The organism is Acidithiobacillus sp. TH-A35, assembly GCF_057473505.1.
The window spans coordinates 1-16,664 of sequence record NZ_JBYCKR010000001.1 but is presented as its reverse complement, the minus strand read 5'-3'; the positions used below and the strand labels follow the sequence as shown (position 1 = coordinate 16,664).

Genomic DNA, 16,664 nt, shown 5'->3' with positions numbered 1-16,664 from the left:
GACCGCTAATCCCTACCTGACCACCAATACGGCAATGACGGCCAACCCGCGAACTTCCCGCAATACCTGTCTGTCCGGCAACAACCGTATGCGCGCCGATCTGGACGTTGTGCCCGATCTGCACCAGATTGTCTATCTTTACCCCATCTTCAATCACCGTGTCTGCCAGTGCGCCGCGGTCAATGCAGGAGTTGGCACCAATCTCCACGTCATTTCCAATAAGTACACGACCCACCTGCGGTATCTTCAGAAACCGGCCACCTGCCTCGGCAAAACCAAAACCATCGGCACCAATCACTGCGCCCGCATGGATGATGCAATCGGCACCCAACTTGCAGCCCGCATAAACTTTAACACCGGGATAAAGATGTGACCCACGTCCCACCTCCGCGCCCGCACCGATAAAGGTGCCGGCCTCCAGCCAGACACCTGCCGCGATCACCGCTCCAGCCTCTATCTGCACGTAGGCATCAATGCGGGAATCAGGATCCACCTGCGCGTCTCGCGCCAGTTGTGCGGTATGATGCAGTCCAGGCTGAAGGGCGCCCTGCGGATAGATGTACTGCATAATCCGCGCAAATGCCGCGTAGGGATTGTCCGTCAACAGACAGTTCCCGGAAAAATTCTCCGCATCCTGCGGAGTAATAACCACAGCTCCTGCCTTACTCGCTTTTAACAGAGTTCGCAAATGCGGGTCCTGATAAAAAGTGAGCTCCCCACTGTCGGCCGTATTGAGCGGTGCCACTGCACTAATCTGATACCCCGCATCGCCACGCAATTGGGCGCCAGCCACTTGCGCAAGATCACCGAGGAGATACAAGCCACGCGCCACGCTATTTACCGCCAGCCGACTGAACTGGAACTGATTTATTCGCCATCGCTGCCACCACCTGCGAGGTAATATCAATGGCGCCATTGACATAAAGCACAGATTTATCATTGAGGATGACCGTATAATGCCCGGCGCGCCCAATCCTGCTCACCACTTTGACCAATTGATCCTGTATATTTTTCAGAATCTGATTACGTTGATAGTTCAAACCATCCTGGGCCTGTCGCTGGAACTGCTGCAAATTGAGAATCATACTTTGCAACTGCGCCTCTCGTTCCTGTCTTTGTGCATTGGTCAGATGCGGAAAATCTTTTTCCAGGGTCTTTTGAAAGGTGTCGACCTGTTGCCGCCTGGCCTCGATTTCCTTCTGCTTCGCTTCTACCTGTTTGTTGAGGCTGATCGCACCGGCCTGCGCCTCAGGCAATTCGCGCAAAGCGCGGTCGAGATCCACAAAGCCGATCTTCAGCGGGTCTGCCCACGCCACCGCCGAAGTTAGCATCAATAGAAGAACGATCCCAATACGCAGTTGCCAATTCATACCCTAACACCGCACCATTAAAAGTTATTACCCACGGTGAACTGCAAGGGCTGGGTCAAATCGTTCGGTTGCTTGTTGAGCGGTACGGCGACAGACAGGCGTAGCGGTCCCATCGGGCTGATCCACAGGAACCCGACACCCGCCGTCGTCCGCATTTGACCTAAATTCGGAAAATAATTATTTGACGAAGAGCCATCTGCATTGACCCCATAAACCCATCCACTGGCCGTAAATAGGGACATCCGGAAATTGTTATTGTCTGCGAGGCCAGGAAGCGGGAAATACAAACTGGCATTAAACAGTAACTCGCGAGTGCCGCCCACAGGATAGCCACCTACCTGTGGTCCTAACGAATAGGTCTGATAACCCGGCAGGGTGGTCGGACCACCCAGGTAGTAGTTATTAAAGAATGGTACATTTAGGCCACCATAACCGTTGATAAAGCCATAGCGCCCGCTCAACCCACCCGTTAACCAGGAAGTGATGGGATGATAGTAGTCCGCCTTAATCTCCGCCTTGTACCAGCGTAGCTTCGCGGGGGGCACCGCTGCCTTCAGCGCCAGACTTCCGTAAAAGCCTTTAGTGGGAAATATCGGGGAATTCCGGCTGTCGTAAGTCAGGTCATTCCCAACCGTCAACGCCGTGGCCGTACTACCAAATGTATTGACGTAGTTCTGGTAAATTGCTGGTGGATTGGTAAACAGATTAATCGTCGTGTTACTAAAGCCCAACGACATATAATCATAGACATACTGCATCACCGGGATACCCAGCGTGGCGGTTCCGCCGTAATCAATTTCCTGATAAGGGGCTACGGACAGAATGGAAAGATTGGTGTTGTTCCGATATAAGCTGAAGCCGAGACTGATGCCGTCCGGCGTAAAATACGGGTCTGTAAAGGAGAGATTGTATGCCGTCCCCAGGCCGCCCACATTCGCCGAGAACGACAGGGCGTTACCCGTACCCATAAAGTTGTTCTGACTGATCGAACCGTTGAACAAGATACCCTGGGCATTGGAGTAGCCGACACCGATACTAAAACTGCCCGTAGGCCTTTCGCTCACATGGACATCCAGATCCAGTTGATCTGGATGCCCAGGAACCGGTATGGTTTTGGTATCAATCTTGTCATAAAAACCCGTTTGCTGCAGACGCAGCTTGGAGCGTCGGATCAGCGCACCATCATAAAGTGCGCCCTCCATCTGCCGGAATTGACGCCGTACCACATAGTCCCGGCTTTTATCATTACCGGTGATCTCAATGCGGCGAATATAGACCTTGCGACCAGGATCCACCGCAAAGGTCAGAGCCACTTCGTGGGTTTTTTCATCCACTTTAGGCACCGGCGTGGTATTGGCAAAAGCGTAGCCCAAGTCTCCCAGCTTATCTGCAATAGCGCTATTGGTGTCGTTGATTTTGGCTCGGGAAAACACTTGGCCCGGCTTGATCTCCACCAGTTTTTCCATTTCCGGCTTCGGTACGACTAAATCACCACTCAGACCTACCGATTGGATATGATAGAGATCCCCTTCGTTCACATTGACAGTGATATAGACAAAGCGTCGATCTGGAGACACTTGTACCTGGGTGGACTCGACGTCAAAATTCAGATAACCGCGATCCAGATAATAGTTATGGAGTTTCTCCAGACCCTGCATAAGTTTTTCACGCGAATAACGATCATTTTTGGTAAAGAAGGAAAAAGCATCCGGCGCACCGATACTGAAAAGACCGCGCAGACGACTTTCAGTGAAGGCATGATTACCAACAATGGTCACCTGCTTGATGGTCGCTTGCTCACCTTCCTTCGCGTCAATATGGATGGCTACCCGGTTACGCGGCAACTTTTCTACTCGCGCATGAATCTTGGCATTGTAATAGCCCATGCCTTCATACTGTTCCTGCAGACCATGCACCACCTGATCGAGGATCGAACGATTAAAGATGTGCCTGTCCACTAGGCCGACACCCTTGAGCGTGCCGTTCACATCGCTTTTGGAAAAAGCCTTGATGCCCTCCATCTTGATACTGGAGATGATGGGCCGCTCTTGCACGATGACCAGCAGATTGTCGCCAGAACGGGCAATGGTCACATTCTTGAAGAATCCCGTGGAATAGAGATCCTTGATGGCCTGCTGGGCCTTCTGGTCATCCACCTGCTCGCCAATATGGATGGGCAGGTAGTTGTAAACCGTACCAGGCGCGATATGCTCCAGCCCACGAATTTCTATATTCCTGACTGTAAAGGGCGTAAATGCCCAGGCTGGTGCCGCCCAGGCGGCGGTAACACAAGCCACACTGGCAGCGAGGAGAATGGGGGAGGCCGAACTGAGGCTGAATTTTTTCACGGTGTCAGCAATCTCATAATATCATTGTAGAAGGCGAAGGACATGAGCATCAAAAGCAGCACTATACCGATCTGCTGCGCTTTTTGCACCACCGCCGCAGGGAGTGGTTTACCACGCACCATCTCCACGGCATAAAACACCAAGTGGCCCCCATCCAGAATCGGAATGGGCAGAAGATTAAGCACTCCCAAACTGATGCTGATCAGCCCCAGAAAAGATAAAAATGGCGCCAGGCCGGCTTGTGCAGACTGCCCGGCAAATTCCGCGATGGCAATCGGACCGCTGATATTATCCGGAGATACAAAACCCTGCACCATCCGCATGATCATTTCGACGGTCATGAGCGACATCTGCCAAGTCGTTCGCACCCCATAGATCAGGCCCTCCAGAGGGCCTCGCTCGCGCAGGACGATCAAATTTTTGGGCAAGGGTGCCATGATGACGCCGATGCGGCCTACCGGCTTTCCGGCCTTGTCCAGAAACATCTGCGGGGTGAGACTTACGGCTTTTGTAAGCCCTTGTGCTGTCAGATAGCGCAACTGGATGACTTTATCGGGGTGCGACTCGACATGCCGGGCCAGACTCTCCCAACTGGGAATCGGATGACCATCCATGGCGACAATGCGGTCCCCTGCCCGCAACCCGGCCAGTTGTGCCGGGCTATGCGGCTCTACGGCACCGATGACGGCGGGCAGGTAGGGCTCCATTCCAATGACTTTACTGATAAAGTCTGGCCCCACCGTGTCAGCGGTAAGCGTCTGCAGAGACAGCACGTGGGTCGCCTGAGCACCGTCACTGCGCATCGTCTGCAGGGTCACCGGGGTGCGTGCAACCGCTGCTGAGAGGAGCCCCATACGCATATCTTCCCAGGTATAGACAGGCCGCCCGTCGAGCATCGTGATACGTTCGCCCGGATGCAATTGCGCCTGAGCCGCAAGGGAATGATCCTGTACCAGACCGACGATGGGTGCCAATCCCGGGATACCGAGCCATGCCACTCCCGCATAAGCCACTATGGCAAACAGGAGATTGGCCATCGGTCCCGCCAAGGCAATCAAAAAGCGTTTACCGGGCGCAAGGTTATCAAAGGCCCGTTTACTGTCTTCGGCCGGGACTGGCTCACCACTCTGTTCGCCAAGCATTTGGACGTAGCCGCCCAGGGGTAGTGCGGCAATCACATACTCCGTCTGATCCCGCCCCCAACGGCGACTGATCAGGGTCGGCCCAAAGCCTATACTAAACCTAAGCACCTTAACGCCCATCCATTTGGCGACCGCAAAATGACCAGATTCGTGGATCAGCACGAGGATGCCGATAGCCAGAATAAAGGCCCCTATGGTCTCAAGAATCTGCATTTGCTCTCAGGAACGTCACTGCATACCCGATCTATGCCGGCTAAGATGGCGGACTGCGGCTTCCCGTGCGCACTGATCGATGGCCAGCACCGCATCCAGATGATCCGGGGCAGCAGGCTGTAATTCGCTGAGTGTGTCTTCAACAACGGCCGCAATACGCGAGAATGGCAGGGCGCCATCCAGGAAGGCCTGCACCGCCACCTCATTAGCCGCATTCAGCACAGTCGCTGCGGCTCCACCCGCCCGCAGGGCGTTAAAGGCCAGCGCCAGACAGGGGAACCGCTGCAAATCGGGTTCTTCAAACTGCAAGTTCGGCCCGCGTGTCAGGTCCAGCGAAGAAACCCCACTTTCCATGCGCTCCGGATAGGCCAGGGCATGGGCAATGGGGGTGCGCATAACGGGGTTACCCAATTGCGCCAGCACGGAGACATCCACATATTCCACCATGGAATGGATGATGCTCTGCGGGTGGATCAGTACATCAATCTGGGATGCGGGGAGATTAAAGAGCCAATGCGCTTCGATGACCTCCAGACCCTTATTCATCATGGTCGCGGAGTCTACGGAAATTTTCCGGCCCATGACCCAGTTGGGATGTGCGCAGGCCTGATCCGGTGTTACGGACGCCAGGCGTTCCACGGGCCAGGTCCGGAAAGGTCCCCCGGAAGCCGTCAGCAGAATGCGGCGCACGCCTTTGCCTTCGGCAAAGCACTGGAATACGGCATTGTGCTCACTGTCGATGGGGAGCAGTGTCACCCGGTGATGCCGCACCTGCTCCATGAACAGACTACCCGCCATCACCAGACATTCTTTGTTGGCTAAATAGACTTTTTTGCCAGACTCCACCGCCGCCAGGGTCGGTAACAAACCGGCGGCACCCACAATAGCCGCCATCACTTCATCGACACCTGGCATACGCGCTGCCTCTGCCAGCGCTTCCCGGCCGCTTTCCACACAGATATGCTTCAGGCCTGCATCACGCAGGGCGACGCGCAACTGCTGCGCGGCTTCCGGGGCGACCATCACCACCAACTCAGGATGATGCTGCTCGCACAGCGCCTGCATCTCTGCGACACGGTGATTACCCGTGAGCGCAACGATCCGGAATTGATCGGAGTGACGCGATACCACATCCAGGGTGCTCTTGCCGATGGAGCCTGTAGCCCCGAGTATGCAGATGCCTCGTGTCATTTCCACCAACCCAGATAATAAAGTCCGGCTACAAACGCCGGAATGCCCGCACTCATGCTATCCAAGCGATCCAGCAGGCCACCATGCCCTGGCAACAACTGGCCACTATCTTTGCAATCGGCGCGGCGTTTTAGAAAACTCTCGGAAAGATCTCCCAAGACCGCGAAAGCGCCCGTAACCAAGCCCAAAACAGCGCCGGAAAGAAGGCTCTGGACTGCCGCACCTATCCACACCCAAGCGCCCAGTGTGCCCATAATGGCGCTGGCAAGCAAGCCGCCCAGCAAGCCCTCCCAGGTCTTGCCAGGGCTGATGCGTGGTACTAATCGATGACGCCCCCAGATTTTACCAAAAGTCATCGCACCCACATCATCCGCGCTGATGACCAGAATCACCCATAACAAAAACTGTGGGGCACGCTGCTGCAAGGACAGACTGAACAGCAGTGCAGGTAAAAGCACAGGAAACACCGTCATAGCGCTCACCGGGCGCTGCCAGGCCGCGGCCTCGCGTAACAGCGATGGCGGCATCAGCATCAGCAACGCCGCGAGCAGCGCCCACCAGATCACGCTGCCCTGTGCCAGCGCAGACCAGGGAAGATGCTGCGAGAGGATGAGCATCGGAAGCAGCGCTGCCAATAGCAGGGCCAACCCGTTTGGCCAGACTATCAGACTGAGATGACCCCACTCCCGTCCTGCCAGGAACGTCAGCAGCATGAGGAAAACAAGAAAAACCCAGAAAGGCGCCCAAAAAATCAGCACAAGAACCAGCAGGAATAACAAGGAGGCGGTAATCAGTCGCTGGCGGAGCAATCGTCCTCCAGAACTTGATCGCCCGTCCGTCCGAAGCGCCGTTGCCGATGCGCGAAAGATTGCAGGGCGTACTCCAAGGCCGTACGGTCAAAATCCGGCCAAAGCGTATCACTGAAATAAAACTCGGTGTAAGCCAACTGCCAAACCAGGAAATTACTGATGCGCTCCTCGCCACCGGTACGAATCAACAGGTCGGGCTCGGGAATGTCTGCCAGGCAGAGATACCGGGCAATATGTGCCTCAGAGAAGTCTTCAAGGGCGAGTTCTCCCGCCAGCACTGCCGCCATGGCGGCACGTGCTGCCTGCGCAATATCCCAATGTCCGCCGTAATTCACCGCAAGATTGAGCTGGAGTCGCCTATTGTTACGGGTAAGCGCCTCAGCCTCTTCGACGAGCTGGCGTATATCACGGTCCAATGCACTGCGATCGCCGATAATGCACAAGCGAACGCCATTCTCATGGAGTTTACGGGCTTCTCGCCGTAACAAAAGACGGAAGAGATTCATCAACAAACGCACTTCGAGGACCGGACGCCGCCAATTTTCGGTGCTGAAGGCAAAAAGCGTCAGGTAGGGAATGCCGAGATCCACGCAGGATTGCACCATTTCCCGCACCACTTCCGCACCGCGCCGATGGCCAGCCACCCGCGGCAAGTGCTGACGGTAAGCCCAGCGGCCATTGCCATCCATAATGACGGCAATGTGGCGTGGCATAGCAGGCAAGCTTTCGTCAGCGGAAGACATGAGATCAGACCTCCATGAGGTCAGCTTCCTTCGCCTCCACCACCGCGTCCACTTCGTCGATAAAGCGGTCCGTCAGCTTCTGAAATTCTTCCTCGGCGCGCCGTTCTTCATCTTCCGAGATGGTTTTCTGTTTGTGCAGTTCTTTAACCTGAGAAATGCTGTCGCGACGGATGTTGCGAATAGCTACACGCGCACCCTCACCCTCCTGCCGGACCACTTTGACCATTTCCTTGCGGCGTTCTTCGGAGAGCGCCGGCAGCGGAACCCGCACATTATCCGAACCTGCCACTGGATTTAGGCCCAGGCCGGCATCGCGGATCGCCTTATCAATCTTGGGAATCAGATTCTTTTCCCACGGTGTGACAAGCAGCGACCGGGCATAGGCGACCGAGACCGAAGCGACCTGCGCCAAGGGCGTCGGCGCCCCATAATAGTCCAGTTGCACATGGTCAAGCAGCCCGGCACTGGCCCGGCCCGTCCGCAGCCGGGTGAGCTCTCCCTTCAGAGATTCAATGCTCTTCTTCATCCGAGTTTCGGAGTTCTTTTTAACCTCTTGAATACTCATGCAATCTCTCTGCGCACCGAAGTGCCTTCCTCTTCACCCAGCATCACCCGCATCAAAGCGCCGGATTTATTGATGGAAAAAACGATGATCGGCATGTCGTTATCGCGGCAAAGGGTGATGGCCGTTGCGTCCATGACCTGCAGATTCTGCTCTAGCACCTGACTATAGGACAGTTCCCGGTAGCGCATGGCCTCAGGGTGGGTAACCGGATCATCGGTGTAAACGCCATCGACCTTGGTTCCCTTAAGCACTACCTCGGCATTGATCTCCACAGCGCGCAGACTGGCCGCCGTGTCGGTAGTGAAAAAGGGGTTACCGGTACCGGCACCAAAAATCACGACCCGCCCCTTCTCCAGATGACGGATAGCCCGCCGCCGGATATAGGGCTCCGCCACTTGCTCAATATGCAGCGCCGACAGCACCCGGGTCGGCAAACCCAGATGTTCCAGGGCATCCTGCACTGCGAGCGCATTCATGACCGTCGCCAGCATACCCATGTAGTCGGCGGTAGCGCGGTCCATACCTTCGGCCGCCTTGGCCATACCCCGGAAGATATTGCCGCCACCAATCACGATAGCGACCTGTACTCCGGTATCAGAAACGTCCTTTATTTCCCGTGCCATACGCTGCACGACATCACGGTCCACGCCATACTGGCCCTCGCCCATGAGTGCCTCCCCGCTGAGTTTGAGGAGGATGCGGGAATACACGGGCGCAGTCATTCAGGACCCCCGGACTTGTGCCATAACCTCGGTGGCAAAATCCGCGGTGGGGGCCTTCTCAATCCCCTCACCCACCTCGAAACGCACAAACTCCAGCACCTCGACATCTGGGAATCCCTGCACCAGTTGACCGACACTGCGATCAGGATCCTTGACGAAGGGCTGCCCGGTGAGGGCGATTTCGTTGAGCAATTTGTTCAGGCGTCCGGAGATCATCTTCTCAATGATGTCGGCGGGCTTACCACTGTCTGCCGCCTGCGCAATGAGAATTTCTTTCTCACGGGCCAGACGCTCAGGAGAAACCTGGCTGGGGTGAATCACCTCGGGACGTGCCGCCGCCACATGCATGGCCACATCGCGACCAAGTTCATTAGTAGCCGCCTGGCCCTCCAGAGCCACGAGCACACCGATGCGGCTGCCATGAATATACGCGCCGACCACACCCTCTTTGACCTGCAGATGCTGCAGGCGGCGCAGGCTGATGTTCTCGCCGAGTTTGCTGACCAGCCCCTTGCGGCGTTCTTCCACTTCCGCGTCGGCCAGTAAGGCGTCCGCTTCCTTGAACCCCTGCGCCAGAGCCTGCTCAGCACAATCTTTCGCCAGCGCCAGGAAATCTTCATTTTTGGCGACAAAATCGGTTTCACAGTTCACTTCGAGCACTATGCCCCGCTTCTGGTCGCCACTGAGGGCGGTGACAATGACCCCCTCCGCAGCTACCCGACTCGCCTTTTTGTCGGCCTTGGCCAGACCACGCGCGCGCAGGAGGTCGATAGCAGCCTCCAAATCACCATCGGCTTCGGTCAGCACCGTTTTACATTCCATCATGCCGGCGCCGGTGCGCTCGCGCAGTTCTTTGACCTGTTGTGCACTGATAGCCATGAATGCTCCTTGGTTCTGGTGAATGTTTTAGTCGGCGTCGATTTCGATCGTTTCTTCGTCCACCTCGACAAATTCGTCGAGCAGCGCAGATTCCCCACCGTGACGGCCATCAAGAATGGCATCGGCCACCAACGCGGCATACAAACGGATAGCACGGGTGGCGTCATCATTACCGGGGATGGGATAGTCAATGAGCAACGGATCACAGTTGCTGTCCACCACGCCGATCACCGGAATACCCAGTTTGCGGGCTTCCAGCACGGCAATGTTTTCATGACCGACATCAATCACAAAGATGGCGTCCGGCAGACCGCTCATGTCCTTGATACCACCGAGACTGCGCTCCAGCTTGTCGCGCTCGCGGGTCAGGGTGAGCACTTCTTTCTTCGTCAGCTTGTCCATGGTGCCGTCGGCCGCCATCTGATCTAATTCATCGAGACGACGAATGGACTGACGGATGGTCTTGAAATTGGTCAGGGTACCACCCAACCAGCGCTGGTTGACAAAGAAGGCGCCGCTGCGGCGGGCTTCCTGCTCGACCGCCTCACGCGCCTGGCGCTTGGTGCCGACAAAAAGGACACGGCCATGCTTGCGGGAAATCTGCTCGATAAAACTCAGCGCGGTGCGCAGCATCGGCAGGGTGTGCTCAAGGTTGATGATGTGAATGCGGTTACGCTCACCAAAGAGATACGGCGCCATCTTCGGATGCCAGTAACGGGATTGATGACCAAAGTGGACGCCGGCTTCCAGCAGGGCGCGCATGGTTACATTGCTGCTCATAGGGTTTCTCCAGTTTTCAAGGGTTATGATCCGCCACGCGCCCCAGGCAGCCATCCTCGCGGACACCCGGCTGACCTGTATCGGTGCGTGTGAGTATTAGGCCGAAGCCCAGCGCGTTTTAGCATAAAACCGGGCTCTCTGGCAAATCGCAGTAAAGTTCAGATGGCCTGAAATGGCTGTTTTTCCCTTCGTGATGCGGCCACCGCGCGTCATTTACTGTGCCCATGCCACCACCAGTACACCCCCGCCCCCACAATTAACAATAGCAGCAGCACGATCTGCACATGCTGAACGCCTTGCAACAGGCTCTGTAGCGAGGCGCCGAGGCCATAGCCAATCCCGGCGATGGACGCCGCCCACACCGCCGCGGCAGCCGGGTTCATCCACAGATAACGCCGCGCTGGATAGCGATGGACCCCCAGCAGAATAGGAGTGATGGTGCGGGTGCCATAGATGAACCGGAAGAGCAGCGTCACCCAGTCACCAAAGCGGCGAATCATATCCTCTGCCTGGTTCACATGGCGGCGCAGAAAGCGCGGCAGGATATTCAGCAGGCGTTCGCCATAACGATAACCGAGTTGGTAAAGCACCTGATCGTTTAGGGTGCTGCCCAGCCAGGAGATAAATATCACCATGGGAAGATCCAGGACGCCGGCATGCGCCAAGGCACCGGCAACAATCACCACAGCCTCCCCTTCCAGCAGGGTGCCAACAAAAAGGATCCAGTAACCATACTGGCGCAGGAAGGCAATAATCACCACTAACGTAATAGGTTGAAGATGCAACCAGCTCAGCACCTCGTTGATCACATCAATGGTTGCGTCCTCCCCTTCTGCCGGAAGCAGCTCCGGCAAGCGCAACAATAGCAAAGGTGCTGGCAGACGCAAATTGGTTTTGAGGCGGGTTAAGAAACGCTATCCAGGCTATTTCGGTACTCCTCGAGGAGCGTATCGATAATATGCGTCCAGGTTTGTCCTTCTGCACGTTGCCGGGCACGCTGGCCCATTTCCCGTAAACGCGCACGATCCATAAGCAGCTTGCTTATGGCGCTGGCGAAATCACCATCCAGGGGAAGCAGGACACCTTCATCCGGCGAACGAAAATGTTCATTGACGCCGGAGGCGTCATAGGCCAGTACCGGCAAGGCGCTGGCCATAGCCTCCAGCACGACATTACCAAACGTCTCGCTACAGGAGGGGAAACAGAACAGATCCGCACTCGCATACCATCGCGCCAGATCCTCACCCTTTTGTATGCCCTCCAGGGAAAAACCGGCGAGGCTCTGCCGGATGAGACCAGCCGCCAGGGGGCCGTCACCGATCAGGGCGAGATGCAACTTGCCCGGCCCTTGCCAGGTTTTCCGCAAGCGTTCGTAAGCGTTCACCAGAACAGATAGATTTTTTTCATGAGCTAGGCGCCCAACATAAATCAAGAGCGCGTCGTCCCCATCCAGCCCAAGTTGCGCGCGTAGCGCCGCGCTGCGCCGACGGGGGTTGTAGAGCGTCGTATCCACCCCACGTCTCCACATGGCGAGGTTAAGGAAGCCCTGCGCCTGCAGGTGAGCGAAAGTTCCCCAACTGGGTACCAGGGTTTTGCGGGTAGCATTGTGGAAATACCGCAGATAGCACAACACTAGCCCTTGCAGGAATTGCAGGCGATAATGCCGGGCATAGCTGTCAAAATTCGTGTGAAAACTGCTCACTACGGGGATTTTAAGGTGACGGGCTGCCCAAAGTCCGGCGAGGCCCAGCGGGCCTTCCGTAGCAATATGTACCAGATCGGGGCGCAAGGCCCGCAATCTTTGACCGATGTGGCCAGACAGACTGTATCCCACCCGAACCTGCGAATAGAAAGGTAAAGACAGGGCATGAAACAGGTCGTCCCCTGCCCTTTCACCCGTCTGCCGCGGGCGCAACACGGTGACCCGATAACCGCGTGCGCGGAGATGCTCTACCATACGCTGCAGCGTATGGGCTACGCCGTTCACCTCTGGTGGATAGGTTTCCGTGATGAGGGCCAGGTGAGCAAAACCTTCTGACATGCGTGACCCACGCCTCGCGTCGATAAAACAAATGGTTTAGAGGATTACCATTGCAGGCAAAAATCTGGCGTGATCCACTCCTGCTCCTGCTCCAGATCGGCAGCCATCAGCGGCATTTCTGTCAGCCATTTCAGTGGTAATGCCAGCACCAGTTTTTTACCGGACACAGTCAAACCCGGCGGTGCCGTCAGTGGCGTCGCGCCACGATGAAACAGGATAGCCAAGCGGAGCAGGATCGCCAACTGCTGCAACACCGCCACATCTTCAGCCGCGATACCCAGAGCACGTAACTGAGCAAGGCCCGGAAGGCGTTTACGCTGGGCGCGCACGAGCGCGGCAACAACGCCCTGCTCACGACGAGAGAATCCCGCAATATCGGCATTCCGCCAGACGTATTCACCATGTTTGTGAAATCCCGAATGGGCGATGTCGAGGCCGATATCATGGGTCAGAGCGGCCCAATGCAGCCATTGCTTATGCCCGCCGTGGAGCGGCCAGGATACGGCTGCCGTCTTGAAAAAATGCTCCGCCCACTGCGCTATGCCCTGGTTACGCCGCACCTGGCTGTGAAAGCGTTCCTGCAGGCTGCGGATGCTCATTTCCCGGGTGTCTTCCTGATGGATGCGCCCGAGCAAGTCATAAATGGCCCCCTCGCGCAAAGCGCCCTCAGAAAAACGCATTTCCTGCAGACGCAAGGACTCGAAAAGCGCGAAGAGAATGATGAATCCACCCGGAAAAACGGCGGCACGATCCGCCTTCAGGCCTTTCAGTTGGGTCAGCGCACGTACTGAACCGAGACGCGTCATTTGCTCGCGCAGCCAGTGCATGCCAGCGTGGGTGATGCGCGAACCCTGACCGTTCTCCGCGAGGACACGGGCAATCGCCTTGATGGTACCCGAAGAACCCACCGCCTGATCCCAGCCATGGCGGATAAAATCATCAAGCATGGGTTCTACCGCCATACGCACCCGTTTTTCAAGACGCTCACAGGCGGCCGCCGTAATCAGTTCATCGGGAAAGTAGGCCCGGGTAGAGGCCACACAGCCAAAATGCAGGCTTTCCCGCAGATCGGGGGTAAAGCCCTGGCCCGCAATCAACTCCGTACTGCCCCCCCCGATATCCGCAACCAAACGCCGTTCACGCGCGTCTACCGCCAAGCTGTGCGCCACGCCGAGGTAAACCAGACGCGCTTCTTCGCGGCCAGCCACGATTTCCACCGGGTAACCGAGCGTTTTTTCGATGGCATGCACAAAGTCTTCTCCAGCACTCGCATCGCGCAAGGTATTCGTGCCGATCACCCGCACCCGCTCCGGGCGGATACCGCGCAGACGCTGTCCGAAGCGCGCCAGGCAGTCCAGTGCGCGCTGTTCTACCGCAGGATCAAGGCTACCGTCATCGCGCAAACCTTCAGCCAGACGAACGCCCTCACGCAAACGATCATGCAGACGGATATCAGAGCCAATTTCTTCTGCAACCACCATATGAAAGGAGTTGGAACCCAGGTCCACGGCCGCCAGAAAGTTTTTGAGTTCTGCTGTGGCTGTGGATTCCACCATGGCTATTTCCTCTGGATACTTTGTTCTACCTCGTCTAATGGAAGATGCCGGACACTTTTCCCTTTAGCAAGATAAATGACGTATTCGCAGATATTCCGGGCATGATCGCCAATACGCTCAATGGCCTTGGCGATAAAAAGCGCATCAATGGCCGGGGTGATGGTGCGCGGATCTTCCATCATGTAGGTAATCAGACGGCGCAAGGCAGAACGGTATTCCTGATTGAGCACCTCATCGCCTTTGGCGACGGCAATGGCTTCCTCCGCATCTGCACGGGCCAGGGCGTCCATGGCGCGGCGCAACATATTCAGGGCATAGTCGGCCATGACGCCCACGTCTCTGAGAAAGGCCGGATTGTCGTTACGCGCGCCATGTCCCATGGCCAGGGCCATGTCGGCAATTTTGCTGGCCTTGTCGCCCATCCGCTCCAGATCCGCGATGGTCTTGATCAGGGTCATCACCAAACGCAGATCACTGGCGGCAGGCTGACGCGTAGCCAGAATATTGATGCACTCTTCTTCAATACGCACCTCGTAACCATTCACCTCATGGTCACGGCCAATCACCTCACGGGCCAGTTCGGCATCTGACTCCTGCAGTGCCCTGACAGCATTCGTGATCTGCTCCTCCACCACCCCCCCCATGGCGAGCACCAAGGCGTGGACCTCGTGGAGTTCTTCATCAAAACGCTGGGAAATATGTGGTTCTTTGTCCATAGCTGCACTCCTTAACCGTAGCGACCCGTGATGTAGTCTTCTGTCTGTTTTTTACCGGGATTGGTGAATAACTGATTGGTAGGCCCAAATTCCACCATCTCGCCGATATACATAAATGCCGTGTAATCAGAGACGCGTGCCGCCTGCTGCATGTTGTGGGTGACGATCAGGATCGTAAACTGATTGCGCAGTTCACTCACCAGCTCTTCAATCTTGAGGGTAGCAATAGGATCCAGCGCCGAAGTCGGCTCATCCAGCAGGATCACCTCTGGTTGCACCGCCACTGCGCGTGCAATACACAGGCGTTGCTGCTGCCCGCCGGACAACCCCAGCCCGCTAGTCTTGAGTTTGTCCTTCACCTCTTCCCAGAGAGCTGCCTGGCGCAACGCCTGCTCCACCCGCTCGTCCATCTCCACCTTGCGTAATTTTTCATAGAGCTTGATGCCAAAGGCGATATTGTCATAGATGGACATGGGAAAAGGCGTTGGTTTCTGAAATACCATACCGATTTTAGCGCGCAGCATATTCACATCCATGCCGGGAGCGAGAATATTCTCGCCATCCAGCAGTACCTCGCCGGTCGCCCGTTGCCCAGGGTACAGAGAATACATGCGATTAAACACCCGCAGGAGCGTCGACTTGCCGCAACCCGATGGCCCGATGAACGCTGTCACCTGATTCTCTGGCATTTCCAAGTTGATATCTATGAGGGCCTTGTTGCTCCCGTAAAAAAAATCCAGGTGGCGGACGGATATTTTGGTTTTCTGAGGTTCCGACATTAACGCGGACTCCTGTCTTTGATAAGAAAGCGAGAAACGAGGCCCAAGACTAGCACAGCCATGGCAGCTATCAACGCACCCGCCCAGGCCAGATGCTGCCATTCCGGATAAGGACTCATGGCAAATTGAAAAATGACTACGGGGACATTGGCAATCGGCTTGTCCAGATTCATGCTGAAGAACTGATTATTGAGCGCCGTGAACAACAGCGGTGCGGTCTCGCCGCTAATCCTTGCCACCGCCAGCAGAACCCCGGTGAGTATACCAGAACGCGCAGCCCGATAACTCACCTGAACGATCATCTTCCAGTGGGGCGCCCCCAGGGCCAGGGCCGCCTCACGCATGGTGCCGGGGACCATGCCCAGCATCTCATCCGTGGTGCGCAGGACGACGGGCAAAAGCAAAATAGCCAGTGACAAGGCCCCGGCAAGACCCGAGAAGTTCCCCATGGGTACCACCATGACTGCGTAAATAAACAGGCCGATCACGATGGAAGGCGCGCTGAGCAGAATATCATTAAAAAAACGGATGACCCCCGCCAGGCGGCTGCCTTGCGCAAACTCGGCGAGATAGGTGCCGGCCAGGATTCCCACAGGGGTACCGATCAGCACCGCCACGCCGATCATCAGCAGGCTGCCCACGAAGGCATTGCGCAGCCCGCCAATGCTGCCGGGCGCGGGCGTGTCACCGGTAAACAGTTCCAGGTTCAGGGCGGTAGCGCCATAAGAGAGGGTGGTCCAGAGAATCCAGACCAGCCAGAAGAGGCCAAACAGGGTCATGGCGACCGCCATGCCCAGATTGAAAATATTC

17 protein-coding genes are annotated in these 16,664 nt (G+C 56.4%); all 17 read right to left on the bottom strand.

Translation table 11 applies throughout. The annotated features are described in order from the left end of the window. Positions 1–832, bottom strand: an 832-nt coding sequence (gene lpxD / locus AC2VNK_RS00085; protein ID WP_486882384.1) for a UDP-3-O-(3-hydroxymyristoyl)glucosamine N-acyltransferase, incomplete at its 3' end; no start/stop codon positions are given. Between the two features lies 1 nt (position 833). Continuing rightward, positions 834–1,370 carry an OmpH/Skp family outer membrane protein gene (locus tag AC2VNK_RS00080; protein ID WP_486882383.1) on the bottom strand — a complete coding sequence of 179 codons (537 nt, stop codon included), beginning with the start codon at positions 1,368–1,370 and terminating at the stop codon, positions 834–836. A gap of 17 nt (positions 1,371–1,387) precedes the next feature. After that, on the bottom strand, positions 1,388–3,718 hold the full coding sequence (gene bamA / locus AC2VNK_RS00075) for an outer membrane protein assembly factor BamA (protein ID WP_486882382.1): 2,331 nt from the start codon (positions 3,716–3,718) through the stop codon (positions 1,388–1,390). Beyond that, entirely contained in the window at positions 3,715–5,073 is a 1,359-nt protein-coding gene (gene rseP / locus AC2VNK_RS00070) for an RIP metalloprotease RseP (RefSeq protein ID WP_291522288.1), read from the bottom strand. Before rseP ends, bamA begins: the two co-directional genes overlap by 4 nt. 15 nt (positions 5,074–5,088) lie before the next feature. Beyond that, positions 5,089–6,264 carry a 1-deoxy-D-xylulose-5-phosphate reductoisomerase gene (ispC, locus tag AC2VNK_RS00065; protein WP_486882381.1) on the bottom strand — a complete coding sequence of 392 codons (1,176 nt, stop codon included), beginning with the start codon at positions 6,262–6,264 and terminating at the stop codon, positions 5,089–5,091. Then, positions 6,261–7,073 (bottom strand): phosphatidate cytidylyltransferase, encoded by an 813-nt coding sequence (locus tag AC2VNK_RS00060; protein ID WP_486882380.1) that lies wholly within the window; start codon positions 7,071–7,073, stop codon positions 6,261–6,263. Before AC2VNK_RS00060 ends, ispC begins: the two co-directional genes overlap by 4 nt. Further along, on the bottom strand, positions 7,055–7,816 hold the full coding sequence (gene uppS / locus AC2VNK_RS00055; RefSeq protein WP_291522294.1) for a polyprenyl diphosphate synthase: 762 nt from the start codon (positions 7,814–7,816) through the stop codon (positions 7,055–7,057). Before uppS ends, AC2VNK_RS00060 begins: the two co-directional genes overlap by 19 nt. Positions 7,817–7,820: 4 nt before the next feature. Continuing rightward, a complete protein-coding gene (gene frr, locus AC2VNK_RS00050; RefSeq protein WP_486882379.1) occupies positions 7,821–8,381 on the bottom strand; it encodes a ribosome recycling factor in 561 nt (186 codons plus the stop codon). Further along, complete coding sequence (gene pyrH, locus AC2VNK_RS00045; protein ID WP_291522299.1) at positions 8,378–9,103, bottom strand: UMP kinase; 726 nt, start codon at positions 9,101–9,103, stop codon at positions 8,378–8,380. The genes frr and pyrH overlap by 4 nt, the downstream gene beginning before the upstream one ends. Then, positions 9,104–9,982, bottom strand: a complete 879-nt coding sequence (tsf, locus tag AC2VNK_RS00040) for a translation elongation factor Ts (protein ID WP_291522302.1) — start codon at positions 9,980–9,982, stop codon at positions 9,104–9,106. Between the two features lie 27 nt (positions 9,983–10,009). After that, positions 10,010–10,762: a 30S ribosomal protein S2 gene (gene rpsB / locus AC2VNK_RS00035; RefSeq protein ID WP_291522304.1), complete on the bottom strand. Its 753-nt coding sequence runs from the start codon at positions 10,760–10,762 to the stop codon at positions 10,010–10,012. A 209-nt stretch (positions 10,763–10,971) separates the two neighbouring features. Next, positions 10,972–11,649, bottom strand: a complete 678-nt coding sequence (locus AC2VNK_RS00030; RefSeq protein WP_486882378.1) for a DedA family protein — start codon at positions 11,647–11,649, stop codon at positions 10,972–10,974. Between the two features lie 17 nt (positions 11,650–11,666). Continuing rightward, entirely contained in the window at positions 11,667–12,803 is a 1,137-nt protein-coding gene (locus tag AC2VNK_RS00025; RefSeq protein ID WP_291522308.1) for a glycosyltransferase family 4 protein, read from the bottom strand. A 44-nt stretch (positions 12,804–12,847) separates the two neighbouring features. Further along, complete coding sequence (locus AC2VNK_RS00020) at positions 12,848–14,359, bottom strand: Ppx/GppA phosphatase family protein (protein ID WP_486882377.1); 1,512 nt, start codon at positions 14,357–14,359, stop codon at positions 12,848–12,850. Positions 14,360–14,361: 2 nt separating this feature from the next. Further along, complete coding sequence (phoU, locus tag AC2VNK_RS00015) at positions 14,362–15,075, bottom strand: phosphate signaling complex protein PhoU (protein WP_291522313.1); 714 nt, start codon at positions 15,073–15,075, stop codon at positions 14,362–14,364. Positions 15,076–15,086: 11 nt separating this feature from the next. Beyond that, positions 15,087–15,854 (bottom strand): phosphate ABC transporter ATP-binding protein PstB, encoded by a 768-nt coding sequence (gene pstB, locus AC2VNK_RS00010; protein WP_291522315.1) that lies wholly within the window; start codon positions 15,852–15,854, stop codon positions 15,087–15,089. Then, positions 15,854–16,664 (bottom strand): phosphate ABC transporter permease PstA (gene pstA / locus AC2VNK_RS00005; RefSeq protein ID WP_486882376.1); only part of this gene is annotated, 811 nt, incomplete at its 5' end. The genes pstA and pstB, both read right to left, overlap by 1 nt.